The 18,897-nt window shown below is 58.2% G+C and carries 23 protein-coding genes; 8 read left to right on the forward strand and 15 right to left on the reverse strand.

Features of this window, described 5'->3' with window-relative positions:
* Window positions 1–40: 40 nt before the first annotated feature.
* Window positions 41–397: a hypothetical protein gene (locus ACR0A2_RS13670; RefSeq protein WP_152457282.1), complete on the forward strand. Its 357-nt coding sequence runs from the start codon at window positions 41–43 to the stop codon at window positions 395–397.
* On the opposite strand, the gene ACR0A2_RS13675 is transcribed toward ACR0A2_RS13670, so the two are convergent.
* The 5 genes from ACR0A2_RS13675 to ACR0A2_RS13695 form a co-directional block, all read right to left on the reverse strand.
* Window positions 391–1,029, reverse strand: a complete 639-nt coding sequence (locus tag ACR0A2_RS13675; protein ID WP_152457281.1) for an SDR family NAD(P)-dependent oxidoreductase — start codon at window positions 1,027–1,029, stop codon at window positions 391–393. The two genes, ACR0A2_RS13670 and ACR0A2_RS13675, sit on opposite strands and share 7 nt — an antisense overlap.
* A gap of 2 nt (window positions 1,030–1,031) precedes the next feature.
* Window positions 1,032–1,487, reverse strand: a complete 456-nt coding sequence (locus tag ACR0A2_RS13680) for a DUF1178 family protein (protein ID WP_152457280.1) — start codon at window positions 1,485–1,487, stop codon at window positions 1,032–1,034.
* A gap of 72 nt (window positions 1,488–1,559) precedes the next feature.
* Window positions 1,560–2,021 (reverse strand): NUDIX hydrolase, encoded by a 462-nt coding sequence (locus ACR0A2_RS13685; protein ID WP_171117562.1) that lies wholly within the window; start codon window positions 2,019–2,021, stop codon window positions 1,560–1,562.
* A gap of 132 nt (window positions 2,022–2,153) precedes the next feature.
* Window positions 2,154–2,897, reverse strand: a complete 744-nt coding sequence (locus ACR0A2_RS13690) for an EcsC family protein (RefSeq protein ID WP_171170805.1) — start codon at window positions 2,895–2,897, stop codon at window positions 2,154–2,156.
* A gap of 52 nt (window positions 2,898–2,949) precedes the next feature.
* Window positions 2,950–3,444: a GNAT family N-acetyltransferase gene (locus ACR0A2_RS13695; protein WP_480447037.1), complete on the reverse strand. Its 495-nt coding sequence runs from the start codon at window positions 3,442–3,444 to the stop codon at window positions 2,950–2,952.
* Between the two features lie 71 nt (window positions 3,445–3,515).
* On the opposite strand from ACR0A2_RS13695, the gene ACR0A2_RS13700 reads away from it, so the two are divergent.
* Together ACR0A2_RS13700 and ACR0A2_RS13705 are read left to right on the forward strand one after the other, a co-directional pair.
* Window positions 3,516–4,121, forward strand: coding sequence for a flavin reductase family protein (locus ACR0A2_RS13700; RefSeq protein WP_480835577.1), 606 nt, complete (start codon window positions 3,516–3,518; stop codon window positions 4,119–4,121).
* Window positions 4,121–4,759 (forward strand): CatB-related O-acetyltransferase, encoded by a 639-nt coding sequence (locus ACR0A2_RS13705; protein WP_170345017.1) that lies wholly within the window; start codon window positions 4,121–4,123, stop codon window positions 4,757–4,759. Before ACR0A2_RS13700 ends, ACR0A2_RS13705 begins: the two co-directional genes overlap by 1 nt.
* Before the next feature lie 31 nt (window positions 4,760–4,790).
* Here ACR0A2_RS13705 and ACR0A2_RS13710 read toward each other — a convergent pair whose 3' ends face one another.
* Complete coding sequence (locus ACR0A2_RS13710) at window positions 4,791–6,425, reverse strand: SulP family inorganic anion transporter (RefSeq protein WP_480835579.1); 1,635 nt, start codon at window positions 6,423–6,425, stop codon at window positions 4,791–4,793.
* A gap of 166 nt (window positions 6,426–6,591) precedes the next feature.
* On the opposite strand from ACR0A2_RS13710, the gene ACR0A2_RS13715 reads away from it, so the two are divergent.
* Window positions 6,592–7,161, forward strand: coding sequence for an invasion associated locus B family protein (locus tag ACR0A2_RS13715; protein WP_171363711.1), 570 nt, complete (start codon window positions 6,592–6,594; stop codon window positions 7,159–7,161).
* A gap of 66 nt (window positions 7,162–7,227) precedes the next feature.
* Complete coding sequence (locus tag ACR0A2_RS13720; RefSeq protein WP_480835581.1) at window positions 7,228–8,100, forward strand: S-methyl-5'-thioadenosine phosphorylase; 873 nt, start codon at window positions 7,228–7,230, stop codon at window positions 8,098–8,100.
* A 37-nt stretch (window positions 8,101–8,137) separates the two neighbouring features.
* On the opposite strand, the gene ACR0A2_RS13725 is transcribed toward ACR0A2_RS13720, so the two are convergent.
* Entirely contained in the window at window positions 8,138–8,803 is a 666-nt protein-coding gene (locus ACR0A2_RS13725; protein WP_152457271.1) for a hypothetical protein, read from the reverse strand.
* 356 nt (window positions 8,804–9,159) lie between these two features.
* Here ACR0A2_RS13725 and ACR0A2_RS13730 point away from each other — a divergent pair, with 356 nt between their 5' ends.
* Complete coding sequence (locus tag ACR0A2_RS13730; RefSeq protein WP_480835584.1) at window positions 9,160–9,789, forward strand: LysE family translocator; 630 nt, start codon at window positions 9,160–9,162, stop codon at window positions 9,787–9,789.
* A 7-nt stretch (window positions 9,790–9,796) separates the two neighbouring features.
* Here ACR0A2_RS13730 and ACR0A2_RS13735 read toward each other — a convergent pair whose 3' ends face one another.
* Complete coding sequence (locus ACR0A2_RS13735; protein WP_480835587.1) at window positions 9,797–9,970, reverse strand: hypothetical protein; 174 nt, start codon at window positions 9,968–9,970, stop codon at window positions 9,797–9,799.
* A 440-nt stretch (window positions 9,971–10,410) separates the two neighbouring features.
* Here ACR0A2_RS13735 and ACR0A2_RS13740 point away from each other — a divergent pair, with 440 nt between their 5' ends.
* Window positions 10,411–10,950 carry an adenine phosphoribosyltransferase gene (locus tag ACR0A2_RS13740; RefSeq protein WP_224857464.1) on the forward strand — a complete coding sequence of 180 codons (540 nt, stop codon included), beginning with the start codon at window positions 10,411–10,413 and terminating at the stop codon, window positions 10,948–10,950.
* 170 nt (window positions 10,951–11,120) lie between these two features.
* Window positions 11,121–11,603 carry a fasciclin domain-containing protein gene (locus ACR0A2_RS13745; protein ID WP_171229607.1) on the forward strand — a complete coding sequence of 161 codons (483 nt, stop codon included), beginning with the start codon at window positions 11,121–11,123 and terminating at the stop codon, window positions 11,601–11,603.
* A gap of 36 nt (window positions 11,604–11,639) precedes the next feature.
* Here the strand turns inward: ACR0A2_RS13745 and ACR0A2_RS13750 are convergent, their stop codons facing one another.
* From ACR0A2_RS13750 to ACR0A2_RS13780, 7 genes are all read right to left on the reverse strand, one after another.
* Window positions 11,640–13,055 (reverse strand): FAD-binding oxidoreductase, encoded by a 1,416-nt coding sequence (locus ACR0A2_RS13750; RefSeq protein WP_480835589.1) that lies wholly within the window; start codon window positions 13,053–13,055, stop codon window positions 11,640–11,642.
* Between the two features lie 38 nt (window positions 13,056–13,093).
* Window positions 13,094–13,912, reverse strand: coding sequence for an MBL fold metallo-hydrolase (locus ACR0A2_RS13755; protein WP_480447045.1), 819 nt, complete (start codon window positions 13,910–13,912; stop codon window positions 13,094–13,096).
* A gap of 102 nt (window positions 13,913–14,014) precedes the next feature.
* Window positions 14,015–14,599 carry a GNAT family N-acetyltransferase gene (locus ACR0A2_RS13760; protein WP_480447047.1) on the reverse strand — a complete coding sequence of 195 codons (585 nt, stop codon included), beginning with the start codon at window positions 14,597–14,599 and terminating at the stop codon, window positions 14,015–14,017.
* On the reverse strand, window positions 14,599–15,861 hold the full coding sequence (locus tag ACR0A2_RS13765; protein ID WP_171229604.1) for a M16 family metallopeptidase: 1,263 nt from the start codon (window positions 15,859–15,861) through the stop codon (window positions 14,599–14,601). Before ACR0A2_RS13765 ends, ACR0A2_RS13760 begins: the two co-directional genes overlap by 1 nt.
* Window positions 15,858–17,246 carry a threonine synthase gene (gene thrC, locus ACR0A2_RS13770; protein ID WP_480835591.1) on the reverse strand — a complete coding sequence of 463 codons (1,389 nt, stop codon included), beginning with the start codon at window positions 17,244–17,246 and terminating at the stop codon, window positions 15,858–15,860. The genes ACR0A2_RS13765 and thrC overlap by 4 nt, the downstream gene beginning before the upstream one ends.
* Window positions 17,243–17,920 carry an SURF1 family protein gene (locus ACR0A2_RS13775; RefSeq protein ID WP_480835593.1) on the reverse strand — a complete coding sequence of 226 codons (678 nt, stop codon included), beginning with the start codon at window positions 17,918–17,920 and terminating at the stop codon, window positions 17,243–17,245. Before ACR0A2_RS13775 ends, thrC begins: the two co-directional genes overlap by 4 nt.
* 157 nt (window positions 17,921–18,077) lie before the next feature.
* Window positions 18,078–18,893, reverse strand: a complete 816-nt coding sequence (locus ACR0A2_RS13780) for a cytochrome c oxidase subunit 3 (protein WP_152457261.1) — start codon at window positions 18,891–18,893, stop codon at window positions 18,078–18,080.
* Window positions 18,894–18,897: the final 4 nt, after the last annotated feature.

The raw sequence follows: 18,897 nt of genomic DNA on the forward strand, positions 1-18,897 counted from the left end.
ATGTCAGCCTAAGGACACCAACCAGATCAAGAGGTTCTTTATGTTTCGCCTAGCCCTCGCCTTTGCCCTATTGTCATCGCCTGCACTGGCCCAGGTCGCGAGTGTCGCCGGGACGGACGGCAAGAACGCGCTGGGCACAATTCCCTGCGCTGCAAATGCCGGTGATCCCGTACAAAGCTGCCACGCCGAACTGCGCCGCCATGATGACGGAAACATAACGGTCGCAGTGGCCTTGGGAGGCGGACATGTGCGCAATATCTATTTCAAGGATGGTGTGCCGGAATCCAGCAATTCGACCTCGAAAATCTCACATGAAACGCGAGGCGATATGATGGTGGTCTACATTGAACCTGGTGAGGTCTTCGAAATCCCCAAAGCCGCATTGACCTCTCAGTAGGCGTGCGGTTGCCCGTCATAGGTTTCAAAACAGCCCGTTGTGCTTAGCGACAAGGCATCAAATCGTTCAATCAGGCCGGACACGGCCTGATCCACATCGATATCCGCCGCTGCACCGCCCATATCCGTCTGAACCCAGCCCGGATGATAGATGCCGACGGCAATCCCGTCATCTTTGAGATCCATCGCCAGATTCCGTCCAAGGTTCAAAGCCGCCGCCTTGGACGCGCGGTAGATATAACTGCCACCCGGCGCAAGTGTGTGCGACGCCATTTTCGACGAAAGGATCGCAACTTTACCGCCCGCGGCGCGCAGGTTGGGCAAAAGGGTCTGTATCGTCAGAAAGACCCCCGTGACATTTACCGCAAAGCTGTGCGCCCACATGTCGGCCGGATAGCCATCGATCGAATGCCCCTTGTCCAGATACACGCCGGCATTGCAGACCAGCAGGTCGACAGGCTGGTCTTTCATCTGTTCTGCCATGGCTGATTGCTGCACGGGATCGGCCACATCCAGACGCACCTGCATGCTGCCGTCACGCGCCGTCCCAGTGACTTTGTCCCCCCGGTTCACGTAACGCTTTGCCAAGGCTTGCCCGATGCCGCGATTGGCGCCGGTGATCATGATGTGCATGATCAATTGGTCTTTCTGCTGGGGACAAACGGCAGCGGAGCCACCGGCACGCCATCTTCGATCAGGGATTTCGCCTCATCCAGCTTGGCTTCTCCGTAAATGGCACGCTCCGGCGCCTCGCCCAAATGAATCTTGCGCGCCTCGCTGGCGAAATCTTTCCCGACATAATCCGAGTTTTCTTCGACATGGCGGCGCATCTCGGCCAAAACCTTCTCGACTTCGGGCGATGGGGTGGCAACGTCGATCTTTTGTTCCGGGGCGGAACGGATTTCACTTTCCTTCCGGGCATTCCGCGCCGGGCGGACGCGTGGCGTCATGACCGCTTTCTCGACCTGCGTGCACCCGCAAACCGCGCAGGTGACCATACCCACAGAGGCCAGCTTGTCATAGGCTTCTGCGGATTGGAACCAACTGTCGAAACTGTGGCCTTCGCTGCATTTCAACGCGTATTGAATCATGTTCAGTCCAAAAAAACGATTGGCGAATAGATACCGATCAAGGTGACAATATCAAGCCTATCAGATGCTACTTTAATGTGAGTACGGCTTAAAGTCGCGCAACAATTCAGCAAGCTCATGAGAATCGACCTTTAGCGCTGCTTTTTTCGGCGAAAACCATTTGCGCCGACGCTCGGTCTTTTCCGGGTATTCCTGCGACACAGTGCTTACATGCACTGGAAAAACATCCACCAGACACAAGGATGGGGGCCGGTTAGAATGATGTTTGTGGTGCAGGAACTGCCCCAGTCGCGCCCCGTTGATCCGGCCAGATACACCCGCCTCTTCCCAAGCCTCTTGCAATGCGGTTTCCTGCGGGCTCAGACCGGGGATGAGCCATCCTTTAGGAATGATCCATCGCCGCGACTTGCGTGTCGTGATCAACAGAATCTTGGGACGGCCGCGCTTGATCCGGAAACATAAAGCCGAGGATTGCCGCAAAACTGGCTGCCTTGCAGCTTTTGGAAGGTCATGAAGCAACAATCGTGCTTTCATCGAGCGACGCTCCCTTTCGGTCGAACGTCAGCCATCCAAATTGGTACGCTCACCTAATCTAGCGGCTGGCACCTGCAATCATACCACATGATGTATCACACGCCAAGTCACTCACGTCGCCCAAGATATCGCCTACATTCGGGCAGAAAGCCGCCGTGCCAGATCCTCATGGGGGATGTCAGCGTCAATTGCCAGCCGGCGCAAACCGAAATGCACGCGCGCTATTTGCTGATAGTAGCGCGTGTAGACATAGTTCGTGCCACCGCCGGCCAATGCCCCCAGCACAGGAACGGACTGGGCTGCAAGCTTTTGCCCCAGTACTATCGAAAAACGCGGCGCAACGGCGGCAATCAGGCGTTGCATGGCCGGTCCGGTCAGGGTCAGCCGGACCGAGAAAAAACCCAGGTCCGCCCCATCGTCATGCGACAATGGTCCCGCTGCAGACAAGACGCGGACACAATCGAACTTTACGTTTTCGGCAGAGGGATCAAACCCCTCGCGCGCCGCAGCCCCCTGAATGGCGCGCAGCAGCATCGCGGTTGTCGCGGGCAGCTCCATCAGGGCTGTCGAAACACCGCCCAGCCCCCCGGCCGCACCCATGGCAGTCGTCACTGCGGTATTGACCCAGGGCTGCTGATCAGGAACCGCGCGCCGCGAACCCTCGGCCGCATGCATCGCCAGCCATAACGCCTGCTCGGTTGCGCCTGTCAGGCCATTCCGAACGGGTTCTGGCAATTGCTCCAGCAATGACTCGGCTGATCCTCCAAGTTTGTTGAGAAGTTTCACGCCAGCCCCTCCGGCGGATCGGTAGTGATCCGCCAAACGATCCAGTTCGGCCTCGGTATCCACGTTTTCAACAAGAACAACGTTCTGCATTCACGCCCTCCTGCCTTTCAACATCGGCGTTGCGCAGCATGGTTTCAATAGGTCAGCGGCTCCAACGTGTCACCGCGCCCTGAACCCCGGACCAGGCACCGGGCACCAGTTCCAGCCCCAAAACCCGGTCAGGGTTGGTGGGCGGAGGCATCTCGACCGCGTGCAATCGCGTGAAACCGAACCGGCTGTAATAGGGCTCATCCCCGACCAGCATGACCCTTTGCCAACCGCGAGTGTGCCCCGCTTCGACTCCGGCATGTATCAGATATCCGCCAAGGCCTTCACCTTGGTGGGTGGGGTGCACGGCAATCGGCCCCAGCAGCAGAGCATCATGATCACCGACATGAACCGGCCAGAACCGGATCGCACCGGCCAGAATCCCCTGACCGTCGCGCGCGACCAAAGACAAACCCGCAACCGGCGGCACATCATCACGCAAGCGGTAGGACGACAAAGCCTCGCGACCCGGCGCAAAACACAGGTCATACAGGGCTTCGACCTCCCACCAGTCGTCCGGCTCTTCCGGCCTGATCCCGAATTGCTGCACCCTGCCCTCATTTACTTGCTGGCAATCGCCCTAGCACTTCGCTACGCCTTGGGCAAACGCTTGGAGATCAGATGTTCTACCGCCCCGAAGACGGCCACGGATTGCCGCACAACCCGTTCAACGCCATCATCACGCCGCGCCCGATTGGCTGGATTTCGACTCGGGACGCGGATGGGATCAACAATCTGGCGCCTTATTCCTTCTTCAACGGCGTCGCCTATACGCCACCGCAGGTCATGTTTGCCTCGACCGGCACCAAACAGGATCAGAACGCCGGCAAGGACAGCATCGCCAATATCGAGGCCACGGGCGTGTTTTGCGTGAATGTCGTGGCCCATGCGCATCGGGACGCGATGAATGCAAGTTCGGCCGGGTTGCCGAAAGAAGTTGATGAGTTTTCGCATGCCGGGCTTTCACCCATAGAATGCGAAACCATACCCTGCGCACGGATCGAAGGGGTCCCAGCTGCGTTGGAATGCAAGCTGACGCAGATCGTCACGTTGCCCGGTGAAGCCAATCGGGTGGTGTTTGGCGAAGTGACAGGTGTACACCTGCACGACGATCATATTCGGGATGGCATGTTCGACGTGACCTCGTTCCAACCTTTGGCGCGGCTCGGGTATCGCGATTACTCTGTCGTTTCCGAGTTGTTCAGCCTTTCGAGACCGGATGACTGATGCCCCTGCCTGACGCTGCGCGCCGATATCCTGTCACTCTGCCTGACGGCACGGAACACAAAGGAACGGCCTTTCTGTCACGAGTGATCGACCACCCCAGAATTCAGGTGGGAGATTACACCTATGCATCAGATTTTGACGAACCCGAGGATTGGGCCAATCGGCTGGCCCCTTACCTGTTCGAGTTTTCGCGCGAAAAGCTGATTTTGGGGAAGTTTTGCCAAATTGCCCACGGCGTCCGCTTTGTGACAGCCTCGGCAAATCATGCGATGGATGGGATAACCTGCTTTCCCTTTCCGGTTTTCGATCCGGAACAGATGTTGGAATTCCAGCCGGACGTCCGGGACACCGTGATCGGCAATGATGTCTGGATCGGCTATGGCGCGTTGATCCTGCCCGGAGCCAATATCGGTGACGGAGCGATAATCGGCGCGGGTTCAGTCGTGCGTGGAACCATCCCGCCTTATGCGATCGTCTCGGGCAATCCTGCCGAGGTACGGCGATACCGGTTTGACGCCGACACAATCGAGCGGCTGCTTTCTTTGAAGTGGTGGGACTGGCCAGTCGAACTGATCGCCGAAGCCGAAAGCGCTCTGCTGACGGGAGATATCGATAAGCTGGAGCGCTTGGGCCCTTGAAAAAGGTGGCCCGATTGGCCGCCTTTCGAAGTCAGTGGCCGCCCAGAATGCCGGTGCGGACAGAGTAATCCACCGCCAGTTCGTAGTCCGGATCATCATCACTGTCGACCATGAGGTGTCCCGCTTTGTTCAGCAGTTTGTGACAGTCGCGGCTCAGGTGGCGCAGCATGACCCGTTTGCCTGCCGCCTCGTATTTTGCGGCGATGTTTTCGATGGCTTGCAGAGCGGACTGATCCACCACGCGGCTTTCGGCGAAATCGATGATAACGGTTTCGGGATCGTTCGGGACGTCGAATAGTTCGATAAATCCGTCAGAGGATCCAAAGAACAGCGGCCCCTGAATTTCATAGACTTTCGCGCCTTTCTCGGTCTCGGAGTCACGCGTGACCGCGTGAATGCGCTTGGCATTGTTCCAGGCATAGGCCAGCGCCGAGACGATGACGCCTACCACGACGGCAACGGCCAAGTCCTCCATCACCGTTACGACGGTGACCAGAACGATGACGAAGGCATCGGTCATTGGCACTTTGCGCAGAATCTTGAACGAGTTCCACGCAAAGGTGCCGATCACAACCATGAACATCACGCCAACCAGCGCGGCCAGCGGGATTTGCTCGATCAGGGGTGACGCGAACAGGATGAAGACCAGCAGGAAAAGCGCTGCCGCGATACCGGCAATACGTGTACGCCCGCCGGATTTCACGTTGATCATAGACTGGCCAATCATCGCGCAACCGCCCATGCCACCGAAAAATCCGGTCACGATATTCGACGCGCCCTGTGCGATGCATTCCTGAGAGGCCCCGCCGCGCTTGCCTGTGATCTCACCCACAAGGTTCAGGGTCAGCAGGGATTCGATCAGGCCAATGGCGGCCAGAATGACCGCATAAGGCAGAATGATCTCAAAGGTTTCCCAGTTCAAAGGAACCATTGGAACATGGAACGCAGGCAGGCCGCCTTCGATCGATGCCAGATCGCCGACGCGCGGCACATCAAGGCCAAATCCGATCACGATTGCCGCGACCACCAGAATACCGGCCAGAGGCGCTGGGATGATGCGCGTGATACGCGGCATGATCCAGATCACTGCCATGGTCAGCCCGACAAGACCCAGCATGGTGTAAAGCTGCATCCCGGACAACCATTCGCCGCCGCTCAGTCCATGACCCGTATTTTCCATGGTTCCGGGCACTTTGAACTGCCCCATCTGGGCCAGAAAGATCACGATGGCCAGACCGTTCACAAAGCCCAGCATGACCGGATGCGGCACCAGACGAATGAAACGCCCCCAGTGCATAGCCCCGGCAATGACCTGAAGGATTCCCATAAGAACAACGGTCGCGAACAGGTATTCGACCCCGTGTTCGGCCACCAGTGCCACCATGACAACCGCAAGCGCGCCGGTCGCGCCCGAGATCATGCCCGGTCGCCCACCGATCAATGCCGTGATCAGACCCACCAAAAACGCCGCGTAGAGACCGACCAACGGGTGCACGCCCGCCACAAAGGCAAATGCCACCGCCTCGGGCACCAGTGCAAGGGCAACCGTCAGACCGGACAGCAGCTCGATCCGCAGGCGTGAGAAGGTCAGTCCCTCATCTGGCACCCAGCGCAGATCGGGAATGGCGAGGCGATTGGCAAAGCTTGCCAGCAAGGCTCGGGGCATCAGACAGTCCTATAGGATTATATGTTCGCGCGAAGGCGTTGTTGTAGCTGGCGCGCCGGCATTGAGCTACTGCATTAAGTGGGATGCAGCCATGCGCAAAGCGCATACCTGGCGCTCACGGCAAGGTGATTTGAGGAGCCACTATGAAGCCACCACATGTGAGGCCATGCGTTGGATCCTCTTCTTACTGTTCTTACTGTTCCCGGCCCTTCCCGTCCTAGCACAGGATTTGGATGGCAATGACACGGCCGGCAACTGGCGGGTAACGCATCACGAGATTTTCGGCATCTGGAATTCGATCTGTGACGAGCGCGAAGAAAGCGGCGCGTTACGGCAGCGGTGCTACATCCGACGGGCAGAGGTGTTTTCCCTTCGGCCAAAATTCGCGGCACAGTTCGTTTTCATTACGCCGGAACCGGAAGGTTTCAAAATTGAATTCGGGATCGAGCCGGGTACTTTCTTCACCCCATCCGGATTTCGCATCGAAAAGGGCGAAGAAACCACATGGCGCACCCGGCGCCCCGGATGCCTGACCGGGCTTGGCTGTACTTTCGAAGGCCAACGCGCCAAGGCGCTATTGGACGCCATGCTGACCGGCGATGCGTTCCGCTTCGTGTTCCGGGACCGGCACGGGCAATCACAGGATCTGACCTGGTCTCTGGGCATGTTCGGCGCGGCCTGGGCCGATTTCACCGGGCAATCGCAACAGCGCAACCTGTTGACGATGCGGGAATAGGCCTCTTGTCAAATCCGGGCTGAACCCGCACAAATTCAACATCAGGTATTCAGGCGGAGCAGGACAGTGACCCAAACCAGGATAGCCGTCATCGGCGGATCAGGCATCTATGACATCGATGGGCTGGAGAACCCGGAATGGGTAGAGGTTGAGACCCCTTGGGGTACGCCGTCAGACCAGATCCTGACCGGGTCGCTTGACGGTATCGAAATGGCCTTTCTGCCGCGTCATGGGCGCGGTCATGTGCATTCGCCCACAGATGTACCCTATCGCGCCAATATCGATGCGCTGAAACGGTTGGGCGTGACGGACGTGATCTCGGTGTCGGCCTGCGGATCGTTCCGCGAACATATGGCTCCCGGTGACTTCGTGATTGTCGATCAGTTCATCGATCGCACTTTTGCTCGGGACAAGAGCTTTTTCGGAACGGGCTGCGTTGCCCATGTCAGCGTTGCCCATCCCACCTGCCCACGCCTGTCGGACGCATGCGAGACGGCAGGTAAGGCCGCCGGCATCACCATCCACCGGGGCGGCACCTATCTGGCGATGGAGGGCCCCCAGTTTTCCAGCCTTGCGGAATCCAGGATGTATCGCGAACAATGGGGCTGTGACGTGATAGGCATGACCAACATGCCCGAGGCGAAACTCGCCCGCGAGGCCGAGCTGTGTTACGCGTCGATCGCGATGGTCACCGACTATGACAGCTGGCACCCGGACCATGGCGAGGTGGACGTGACCACGATCATCGCCACCCTCACCGGCAATGCCGAAAAAGGCCGCGCACTTGTCAAGGGCCTGCCATCCCTTCTGGGGGCCGAACGAGCACCCTGCCCGCATGGCTGCGACCGGGCGCTGGAATACGCAATCCTGACCGCACCGGAAAACCGCGATCCGGCGCTTTTGGCCAAGTTGGATGCGGTGGCCAGGCGTATTCTGTAAGACCGACTCGAGAAAATCGGCTAGGGCCTCAATGACCTCAATGGATGCGAACGATGCCCCAGTCGCCCTTTGAGCGAGCTAGCCAACCAACATTTAGCACGGATTGAAGCGAGACAGGTTGTGGACATGCATCTTCGCAGCCATCAAATACCACCGAAGTCTGAGACATTTGAACCATTACCTGTTTTTCGTCGGAAACCGGATCGAAGAAGATGGTTTCTACAAGAAAAACAGAGTAGTTGGGGTTCGCAGCGGTTTCCTCAACAAGAGACCTGCACGTGCTTCTGAATGACATACCCTCGCGGGCACTCCAGAACCTTTTTTGGAATTCCCACTTGGCACTCTCATCCGAGAATTTCATGGAATTTACGATTTTCTCACCGACGTAGTCGGTTACGGCATCCATGGCACCGTTCCAGCCGATTGCCACAAGGCTAAGGCTGGTGAAGGAGACATCTTCCGGGCCAGATTCGTTCCCCCCAACAAACAAATTACATATCTTTGTGGGTCTAAATCTTCCGGTTGAATGATCCAAGGCATAAGCCGCACCAAGCACAGGCGCATGTAGTGAACCCTTCGGAACAATGAGCTTCTGGTATTGTAAATCCAGTTCATTCGCATTCAATACAAGCGTTTTACCAGCGCCCATAATTGCCAGCGCTCCAGCAACAATGACAGCATTGCGTAAACTGATAACAGACATCCCAAGCCCTCCGAACTAGTTCTGAGGTTTGGGGCAGCATAACGACCCGCCGCAGTTGAAGTAACCGTCTGGGCAGGCAGAAGCGGCAGTCGGCATCAGCAACACGCTCAACAAAAAAATAGAAACGGCAAGTTTCATGACGAACCTCCTTCTAAAATGAATTTAAAAAAACGGGGTTATTATAGCACAAATTGAATATTTTGTCCCCAAACCCCCCAGAACACGAACAAGCAATTGACTAAATTTGTGATTCACGGGAGATGAGAACTGGCTTACGGGACATTCACGCGGCACAAGCAGGTTGACCCCCGGTGCTGATTCTCTCAATCTCGGGCGATCTGATCAGGAATTTGACGATGCAACTCGATCTCTGGCTGGCCTTTGTTGCTGCATCCACCGCCCTGCTGCTGATCCCGGGCCCGACGGTGTTGCTCGTTCTCAGCTATGCCCTGTCTAAGGGGCGCAGTGTCGCCGTCGCGTCCGCCACAGGGGTTGCGGTGGGCGATCTTGTGGCCATGACCGCATCTTTGCTGGGGCTTGGCGCGCTTGTTCTTGCATCGGCAACCCTGTTTTCCGTGCTGAAATGGGTCGGTGCGGCCTATCTGGTCTGGCTTGGGATCAAGCTGTTGTGCAGCGCGCCCGCCGGTGGATTGAGCACGGTCGACACCGGGCGGGATGTCACCGCGCGCAGCGTGTTCGGCCACGCAGCCGCCGTCACTGCCCTGAACCCGAAATCCATCGCCTTCTTCATTGCCTTTGTGCCGCAGTTCATACGCCCTGCTGAACCGCTTGAACCTCAGTTCGTCATCCTGATTGCCACATTCGTCGGGCTGGCCTGGTTGAATGCGTTGGCCTACGCCCTGTTGGCAGACAGGTTGCGGCGGCTTATCGGTCGCGCCAGTGTGATCACTGCGATGACACGGTTTGGCGGCTTGACCTTGATCGGCATGGGTATGGCAACGGCGGTCCTGCGCCGACCGGCTTGACACCGCATCAGTCTTCGGCGTGCTCTTTCATGAAACCACGGATAAATCTGCGGATTTCTCGCGCAGCCGACGTGTCCAGCTCTTTGCAAAGCTCGACAAACGAGTCACGTTCATCCCTGTCGAGGCGCAAGACCAACTGACTGTTTTTCTTGGTCGATCCTTTGCCTTCTTTCCTGGCCACGTGTATTTTTCCCAACGAAGTTAAACTCTATCTGTCGATGCCGAGTATATTCATAGCATAGTTCTTGTCGTTATCGGGCACTTAACGGCAAGGACAGGAAATTGACAATGAACCTTGCCACTTTCGGGCCGTTCTTGAGCCAATTCCTCGCAATTGAGGCCGACCGCGCCTGTGACCCGGGTACGTCGAATTGCAAACCAGACAGATTGCCCATTGCGCTTCCGGAAATCCAAGCGCGGGGGGCTGTTTGGAACAAGTGGCAGCAAGCAAGCAAATGGGACGGAGACTTATCTTGGCCAGCGCACGGGTTGCCTCGGTTTTTGGCCTGCTCAACGCTGCAACCTAAATCCGGTGCTGATCCGGCCGTGGAATTGTTCCTTGCAAGGCCAACCCTCTTGGGCCAAACACAATACCTGTGTTTGACGCTAAAAGGTTGGTCCATGTCCAGAAACAAATCTGTCAAAGATTATATCCGAACCATCGTCGATTTCCCCCATGAAGGGATCATGTTTCGGGATGTGACAACCCTGTTTGCCGATCCCCGCGGGTTTCGGATGGCGATTGACCAGATGTTGCACCCCTATGCAGGTGAGCGGATCGACAAAGTGGTCGGGCTTGAAGCACGCGGCTTTATTCTGGGCGGTGCGATTGCACATCAGTTGAGCGTCGGGTTTGTCCCGATCCGCAAGAAGGGCAAACTGCCCGGCACGACAATCAGCCAAGACTACAAGTTGGAATACGGAGAGGCGATCGTCGAGATCCATGACGATGCCATCCAACCCGGTGAAAAAATTCTGGTGGTTGACGATCTGCTGGCCACGGGCGGAACTGCCGCGGCGGGTATTAAGCTGATCGAACGGCTTGGGGGCGAAATCGTCTCGTGTGCCTTCATCATTGACCTGCCCGAACTTGGCGGCCGAAAAGTGTTGGAAGAGATGGGCATGGACGTGCATGTCCTGTGCGAATTCGAAGGCCTCTGACCAGGAGTTTTTCACAAAATCGTGACTGGAAACTGAAAACCGGGCAGGCTTAGCGTGGTTATTGCGCCGATCAAGGCGCAAAACGGATCAATACAAGTGATCTTGTGGTTAGGTTGCCCCGTACCCTGGGTGATGCTGCTTGAAGCATTTCAACCTAGGGAGTTAAGTTCATGTTCCGCAAATTCGCCGCCGCCGGTGTCGCCTCGATCCTCTTCAGCACTGCTGCATTTGCCGATGGCCACGGCAAGGACATTGTCGACACAGCCGTCGCCGCTGGCAGCTTTGAAACACTCGTCGCGGCAGTTCAGGCCGCCGAACTGGTGGACACACTCAAAGGCGAAGGCCCGTTCACCGTGTTTGCCCCCACCGATGACGCGTTCGCGGCTTTGCCCGAAGGCACCGTCGAAACCTTGCTGAAGCCCGAAAACAGGGATCAGCTGGTTGCCATTCTGACCTACCATGTCGTGCCGGGCAAAGTGATGTCAGGTGATCTGAGCGATGACATGACCGCTGCAACCGTACAAGGCGGCGACATCACGATCGATCTGGATTCGGGTGTGATGGTGAATGACGCCAACGTGGTTCAGGCCGACATCGAAACCAAGAACGGCGTGATCCATGTGATCGACAAAGTGATCCTGCCTGCCTCGTAAGAAACAACCGGGCACGGTCCGACGCTCGGGCCGTGTTCACCCTTTCAGTACCGCGCCGGGATTCATGATGTCCTGCGGGTCCAATGCCAGTTTGATAGCCCGCATCGCGCCCAGCTTGGCTGGATCGCCATAGCGTTCCAAATCTTTGGTCTTAAGGCGCCCGACCCCATGTTCGGCACTGACCGAACCGTCGAAGGCGTATACCAGATCATGGACGGCCTGCTTGATGGCGCCTCTTTGATCATCAAATTCCGATCGGCGCCGCCCTTTGGGCGGGAACACGTTGTAATGCAGATTGCCGTCACCAAGATGGCCAAAGCAATTGATCCGGAAGGGCCCCAGGCCCGCAATCAATCTTCTGCCTTCGCAAATGAAATCGGGAATTCTGGAAATCGGGATCGAGATATCATGGCTCGACACTGACCCGATCAGACGATTGGCTTCGGGAATGCGTTCACGCACCGCCCACAAATCGGCCCGCTGCGCTTCACTTTGGGCGATTACTCCGTCCTGAACCTGACCAAGCTCTTCAGCGCGAACAAAGAGTCCCTCCAATGCGGCAAATGGTGATTGCCCGTCGGCCAGACCCAGCTCGATCAGCACGCTCCACTCCGGGGGCGAGGCGAACGGTTGACGGACATCCGGCAGAACCTCGGTCAGGAAATCAAGCCCCTGCCGGTGGATCAGCTCAAACGTACTGACGGCCTCACCCACCTTGTCCCGCGCCAAAGCCAGCAGGTCGATCGCCGCTTCGGGAGAAGCCACCTGAAACACCGCCGTCCCGACACCGGCAGGTCGCGGGAACAGCTTGAGCGATGCGGCAGTTATGATCCCCAGCGTCCCCTCAGCCCCGATCAACAGGTTGCGCAGGTCATAGCCGGTATTGTCCTTTCGCAGCCGGCTGAGGCCGTGCCAGATCTCACCACTGGGCAGCACCGCCTCAAGCCCCAGGCACAGGTCGCGCGCGTTGCCATACCGCAAAACGTTGACGCCCCCTGCGTTGGTCGACAGGTTGCCCCCGATCCGGCAGGATCCTTGTGCCGCCAATGACAAAGGAAACAAACGGTTTACCGCCCCGGCTGCGGCCTGAACATCTTGAAGAATGGCCCCGGCTTCGGCGACCAGAACGTTCTCGGTTGGAAAGACACACCGGATGGCGGTCATCCGTTCCAACGAAATCACCAACGGCGCAGGCCCCGCCGACATCACCTGCCCGCCGACCAGGCCAGTGCCGCCGCCATATGGAACAATCGGAACCTGTGCCTGCGCAGCCAATTTTACCAGCTGCGCCACCTCATCGGTGTTGCGCGGCAAGGCCAGCAGACCGACCCGTCCCGAAAAACGCCCGCGCGGTTCTTCCAAATACCGTTCCTCTACGGGGCGCAGGACACCGTCGCCCAGTTTCGAACGGAGCAGCGCGGCAAAACGGTCATCAGCGGGGTTCAAACTCATACGCCTTCAATGCCCAAGCGATGCGGTTGTCGCAAGCCTTATTCAAGATCAATCAGATAGCGCGGCTCAAGCACCACAACCGTGGGGCGGTCCGGTAGGTTCCGCAACGACACGGTGATCTCCGACACCCCGTCGCGCTCAACCGGAAATGTATCCCTGATATCCACCAGGAAGCGATCCAGCGAAAACTGCGAGAACCAGTGCATCGGAATGATGACAGAACTTTTCAGCCGTTTCAGAACCGCAATCATCTCGGGCAGAGGCATGGTGGTCCCGCCATCCACGGCGGCCATGACCACATCCAGCCGCCCGAGCGCGGCAAACTGCTCATCCGAAGGGACATGATGCAAATGTCCCAGATGACCTATGCACAACCCCTCAACCTCGAACACAAAAATCGAATTGCCGCGTTCTTCGACCCCACCATAAACAGATCGAATATCGGTCGAGACATTGCGCACCAGCATCTCACCCAGATCCAGATGATGCTCGACACCTTTCCCGAACTCTCCCCACCCCGGAAGAACATGCGGAATGGCCGGGTCGGGATGCGCCGTCCAATGCGTGCCGTGGGCATGGTTCATCGTCACCACGTCGGGGATCAGGTTTGCGCTGCCGATAAATCCGGTAAAATCCGTCACCGCATTCAGCCCGCCGCGGGTCTGGATCATGAAAGAGGCATGCGCGATATAGCTGATCCGCACCGAGAATTCCGGCACAGGATCCTGCCAGGCCGCCCTGTGCAGATACTCTATTCCGGGCGCCGCATCGGCAATGGCGACACAATGACTTGGCCGTCGCTCCTGCGCAGCGGCCCCGCCCGAAATCACCATCAATGCCGCAATCAACCAGCGCATACCCCGAGTGTAGCGTAGAACTACGACAAGTCATGCCCCTTGTTCATCTGGCCCCAAATATCCCGGGGGAGGCGCGGCTTGCCGCGACGGGGGCAGCGCCCCCTATCCTGCGTCGGTTTTTCCGCGCCGGTCAGACCGCAAGCTGGCATACAGAACATGCGTCCGCCACCGCCCGTTGATTTGCAAATACGACTGCGCCACGCCCTCGTACTTGAAGGCCGAGCTTTCCAGCAACCCGCGCGACGCCCGGTTTTCCGGCAAGCAGGCGGCTTCAATCCGGCTCAGGTCCAAACGGGTAAAGGCATGGTGAACCATCGCGCCGATGGCTTCACGCATATACCCTTGTCGGGCAAAGGCCTGACCGGTCCAGTACCCCAATGTGCCCGCCTGCGCGGGACCACGCCGAATGTTGTCCAGCGTGATGGCCCCAACCAACACGTCATCCTCGCGGCGAAACAGAAAAAGCGGGATTGCCGTCCCGGCCGTTACAGAACGTTGTGCCCAATACACACGGTTGGTAAAGGATTTGCGGCTCAGGTGGTCCTTGGCCCAGATCGGTTCCCAAGGTGTCAGATAGTCTTTCGAGGCCCGCCGCAATGCGGCCCAATCGTTGAAGTCGGAATGTACTGGCGGGCGCAGGCTGAGCCGCGCAGTCTCGAGTTTCAGCTTGCGTCTGCCCAACAGCATCACGCCGCCCGCCTCTCCTGTAGTTCGGCCAATGTTGGCGCCCCCGAAACCGGCCCGTACAGCGCCAAAGCGGCAGGCGCGTTGACAGCCATCTGCTCGGCAAATACGCGCACATCTTCGGTGCTGACCGCATCAATCCGGGCCACCGTATCTTCCAGAGACGGGACCCGCCCCCAGATCTGAACCAGCCGCGCCAAGCGTTCGGCCCGGTTTGACGGGCTTTCTAGCCCCATCAACATCCCGGCTTTCATCTGCGCACGGGCACGGGCAACCTCTTCCGTGGTCATGTCCTCTGCCGCGCGCTTCATTTCGTCGATGGTGATGGTGGCAAGCTCTGCCACCTGATCTGCCGAGGTACCGGCGTAGATCGTCGTCGTACCGGTATCGGCATAGGCACCGGTCTGGGCAAAGATCGTATAGCACAGCCCGCGCGACTCACGCACCTCCTGGAACAACCGCGAAGACATGCCACCCCCCAAAGCGGTGGAATAGATCTGCGCCGTATAGATCGCATCGTCGCGATAGCCCGGGCTTTCCAGCGCAAGTGCGAAATGGGCCTGCTCCAGCACTTTTTCCTGCCGCGCTTCACCACCGGTAAAACGCGCAGGCTCGGCGATCAGCCCGGTGCGTGGTTGCAGATGACCGAACATCTCTTCGGCCATTTTCATCAGTTGATCGTGATCCACGGCTCCGGCAGCGGACAGGATCATCTGATCGGGGCCATAATGCTCGGCCACGAACCCCGACAGATCCTCGCGCGAGAACGCACTGACCCGCTCGGATGGTCCCAGAATGGTGCGGCCCAAAGGCTGGTCGTGATAGCTCTGCTCCTGCAACCAGTCAAAGATCACATCGTCCGGCGTATCATAGGCCTGGCCGATCTCTTGCAGGATCACGCCGCGCTCAACCTCGATTTCGCGCGGATCGAAAACCGGGTTCAGAACGATGTCTCCGATCACGTCCATCGCCAGCGCCACGTCGTCCTTAAGAACGCGCGCGTAATAAGCCGTTACCTCGCGCGAGGTATAGGCGTTGATATACCCGCCCACATCCTCGATCGCCTCGGCGATTTGCAGCGCCGAACGTCTCTCGGTTCCCTTGAACGCCATATGCTCAAGGAAATGTGCGATGCCGTTCTGTTCGATCCGCTCATGCCGCCCACCGGCGGTTACCCAGATGCCGATGGCCGCAGATTGCAGCCCCGGCATGTGTTCACTGACGATACGAAAGCCGTTCTTCAGTTGGTCTTGTCTGACAGTCACTCGGCGATGTGCCCTTTGATATGATCCTCGATGGCGCCCAGATCGTTGGCGATCCGGGTCACCCGTTCCGGACGTTCATACAGATCAGACATGCGGGATGGAAGAGGCGGATGCACGCCGCTCGCCTTCTCGACTGCGGCAGGGAACTTGGCGGGATGCGCAGTGGCCAAGGTGATCATCGGGGTATCGGTGGCACGGTGATCTTCGCCGACCTTGATCCCGACCGCAGTGTGGGGGCAGACCAGTTCCGCGCTGTGGGCAAGCGTATGCCGGATCGTCGCCAGCGTTTCCTCCTCGGACACCCGGCCCGAGTCGAAAGTTTCGCGCAGCGCTTCCATCGCGCCCTGGCTGACATTGAAGCCGCCGGACTTGAGCTCATCCATCAACTGCGCCACGGCACCGCCGTCCTCGCCATAGGCGTAATACAACGCGCGCTCGAAATTCGAGCTGACCTGAATGTCCATCGACGGGCTGATCGAGGGGATGGTGTCGCCCTTGAAATACCCCTCACCCGACAGGCAGCGGTGCAGGATGTCGTTCTGGTTAGTTGCAACGACCAGACGGTCGATGGGCAAGCCCATGCGCTTGGCCAGATAGCCCGCGAAGATGTCGCCGAAATTGCCGGTCGGCACGGTGAAACTGACCTTGCGGTGCGGCGCGCCGAGGCTGACGGCGGCCGAGAAGTAATAGACGATCTGCGCCAGCACCCGGGCGAAGTTGATCGAGTTCACACCCGCCAGCTTGACCCCGTCGCGGAAGTCGAAATCGTTGAACATATCTTTCAGCGCGGCCTGACAATCATCGAAATCGCCATCCACCGCCAGAGCATGAACATTGCTGTCCGCAGGCGTCGTCATCTGGCGGCGCTGCACCTCGGACACGCGGCCATGCGGGAACAGGATGAATACATCCACGGCATCCAGCCCCCGGAAGGCCTCAATCGCGGCCGAGCCGGTGTCACCGCTGGTGGCGCCGACGATGGTCACGCGGTCATTGCGCCGCTTCAAAGCCACCTGGAACAGCTGGCCGATCAACTGCATGGCAAAGTCCTTGAACGCCAGCGTGGGCCCATGGAACAGTTCCAGTAGAAAATGGTTCTCGTTCAACTGCTTCAATGGCGCGCGGGCGTCATGACCGAACCCTTCATAAGCGCGCGCGATGATCTGCTTGAACTCATCCTCGGCGAAGGAGCCGCTGACATAGGGCCACATCACGCGGAACGCGATGTCTTCATAGGGCAGACCAGCCAGCGCCGCGATCTCGTCATGGCTCATCACCGGGATCTCGGCGGGCAGATACAGACCCCCATCGCGGGCCAATCCGGTCAGCATCGCCTCTTCAAAGGTCAGTTCTGGCGCTTGGCCACGGGTCGAGATGTATTTCATTGCTCTTCACTCTCAGAAGGGGCGCGATTGCGCCACAGGAAATAACCGGTCATCACAGCCCAGACCAGAGCCAAGCCAAACCAGGTGATTGCATATTGCAAGTGATCATTTGGAATCCCCGCCGTATCCACCGGCAAAGGCGTCACGTTCGGGTCGGTCTGGGACCGCGCGATCAGCAACACCGGCTCGGCCCCCAAAGCTGCGGCCAGATTGGGCACGTCCCGGGCAAACCAGATGTTGTCATCGATATCGGGCTCGGGCGTATAGCTGTCGACCTCATCCGGCCAGTGCAGGTTGCCGGTGATCTCCATCGGGCCGGTCAGACGCGGCGCTTGTTTCGCCGTTGTCCGCACAAAACCCCGATCGACCAGAATTGTGCGGTCCTCGGTGCTGAACGATTGGATGATGCGATACCCTGCCCCGACCTGTTTGACCGAAACAAGCACATGGATTTCGCCTGGTTCCATCTCACCCGAAACCGTTACCGGAAGGTATTTGTCGGTGTCCTCTGAAACATGCCTGGGCAAGGCGATGGGGTCGGCTGAAATGCGGCTTTCGATCTCTGCCAACAGCTCCTGTTTCCAGGCCAGACGCTGCGTCTGCCAGATCCCCAGCGACAGCAGAACGCCCAAACCGGCGAGGCCGAAGATCAGCAAGAACAGAATGCGGCGCATGGCAGGGTCGAACCTCGTTTCAGGAACCGGCGTCTTGTTAAGGGGCGTGTGGGCCAAATTGCAACCACGCAATTGTATGGGGCGCAATCTTGCGCCCGGAACAGAGAAAAAGCCGCCCCTCTAGGGCGGCTTTTGCAATTTGATCAGCTGATCGGGCTTACATCAGCGGGGCCTGTCCCCAGATGTAGACCGCGAAAAACAGGAACAGCCAGACAACGTCAACGAAGTGCCAGTACCAGGCCGCCGCTTCGAACCCGACATGCTTTTCCGGTGTGAAGTCGCCTTTGAGGGCCCGGATCAGGCAGACTGACAGGAAGATGGTGCCGATGATGACGTGGAATCCATGGAAACCGGTCGCCATGAAGAAGTTCGAATAGAACTGATCATCGCCAAATTTCCAGCCTTCATGGGCCAGCAGCTCGTAATACTCGAACGCCTGCAAACCGGTAAAGGCAATGCCCAGAACGATACCGATGGCCAGGCCGTTGATCAGCGCTTTGCGGTCGTTGTCATGCACCAGCGCGTGGTGCGCCCAGGTAATAGCACAGCCTGACAGCAGCAGAACCAGAGTGTTGATCAGCGGCAGGTGGAACGGGTCAACCGCGTGGATGTCCGGCTGGATGTATTCGGTGCCGGCATAGTCGTACATCGGGTACATGCGATGTTTGAAGAACGACCAGAACCAGGCAAAGAAGAACATCACCTCGGACATGACGAACAGGATGAAACCGTAACGCAGACCGATGCGAACGACAGGGGTGTGATCCCCCTGGCGGCTTTCGACAACAACTTCGGACCACCATGCGAACATGGTGTAAAGAACTGCGACCAGACCGGCCCAGAACATCCACGGGGTCAATCCGTGCATCCAAAGGACGGCTCCGAACAACATCACAAAGCCGCCGACAGCTCCGATCAGAGGCCAGATCGACGGGGCCAGAATGTGATAATCATGGTTTTTAGCGTGTGCCATCAGC

Source organism: Ruegeria sp. H8 (genome assembly GCF_056532905.1).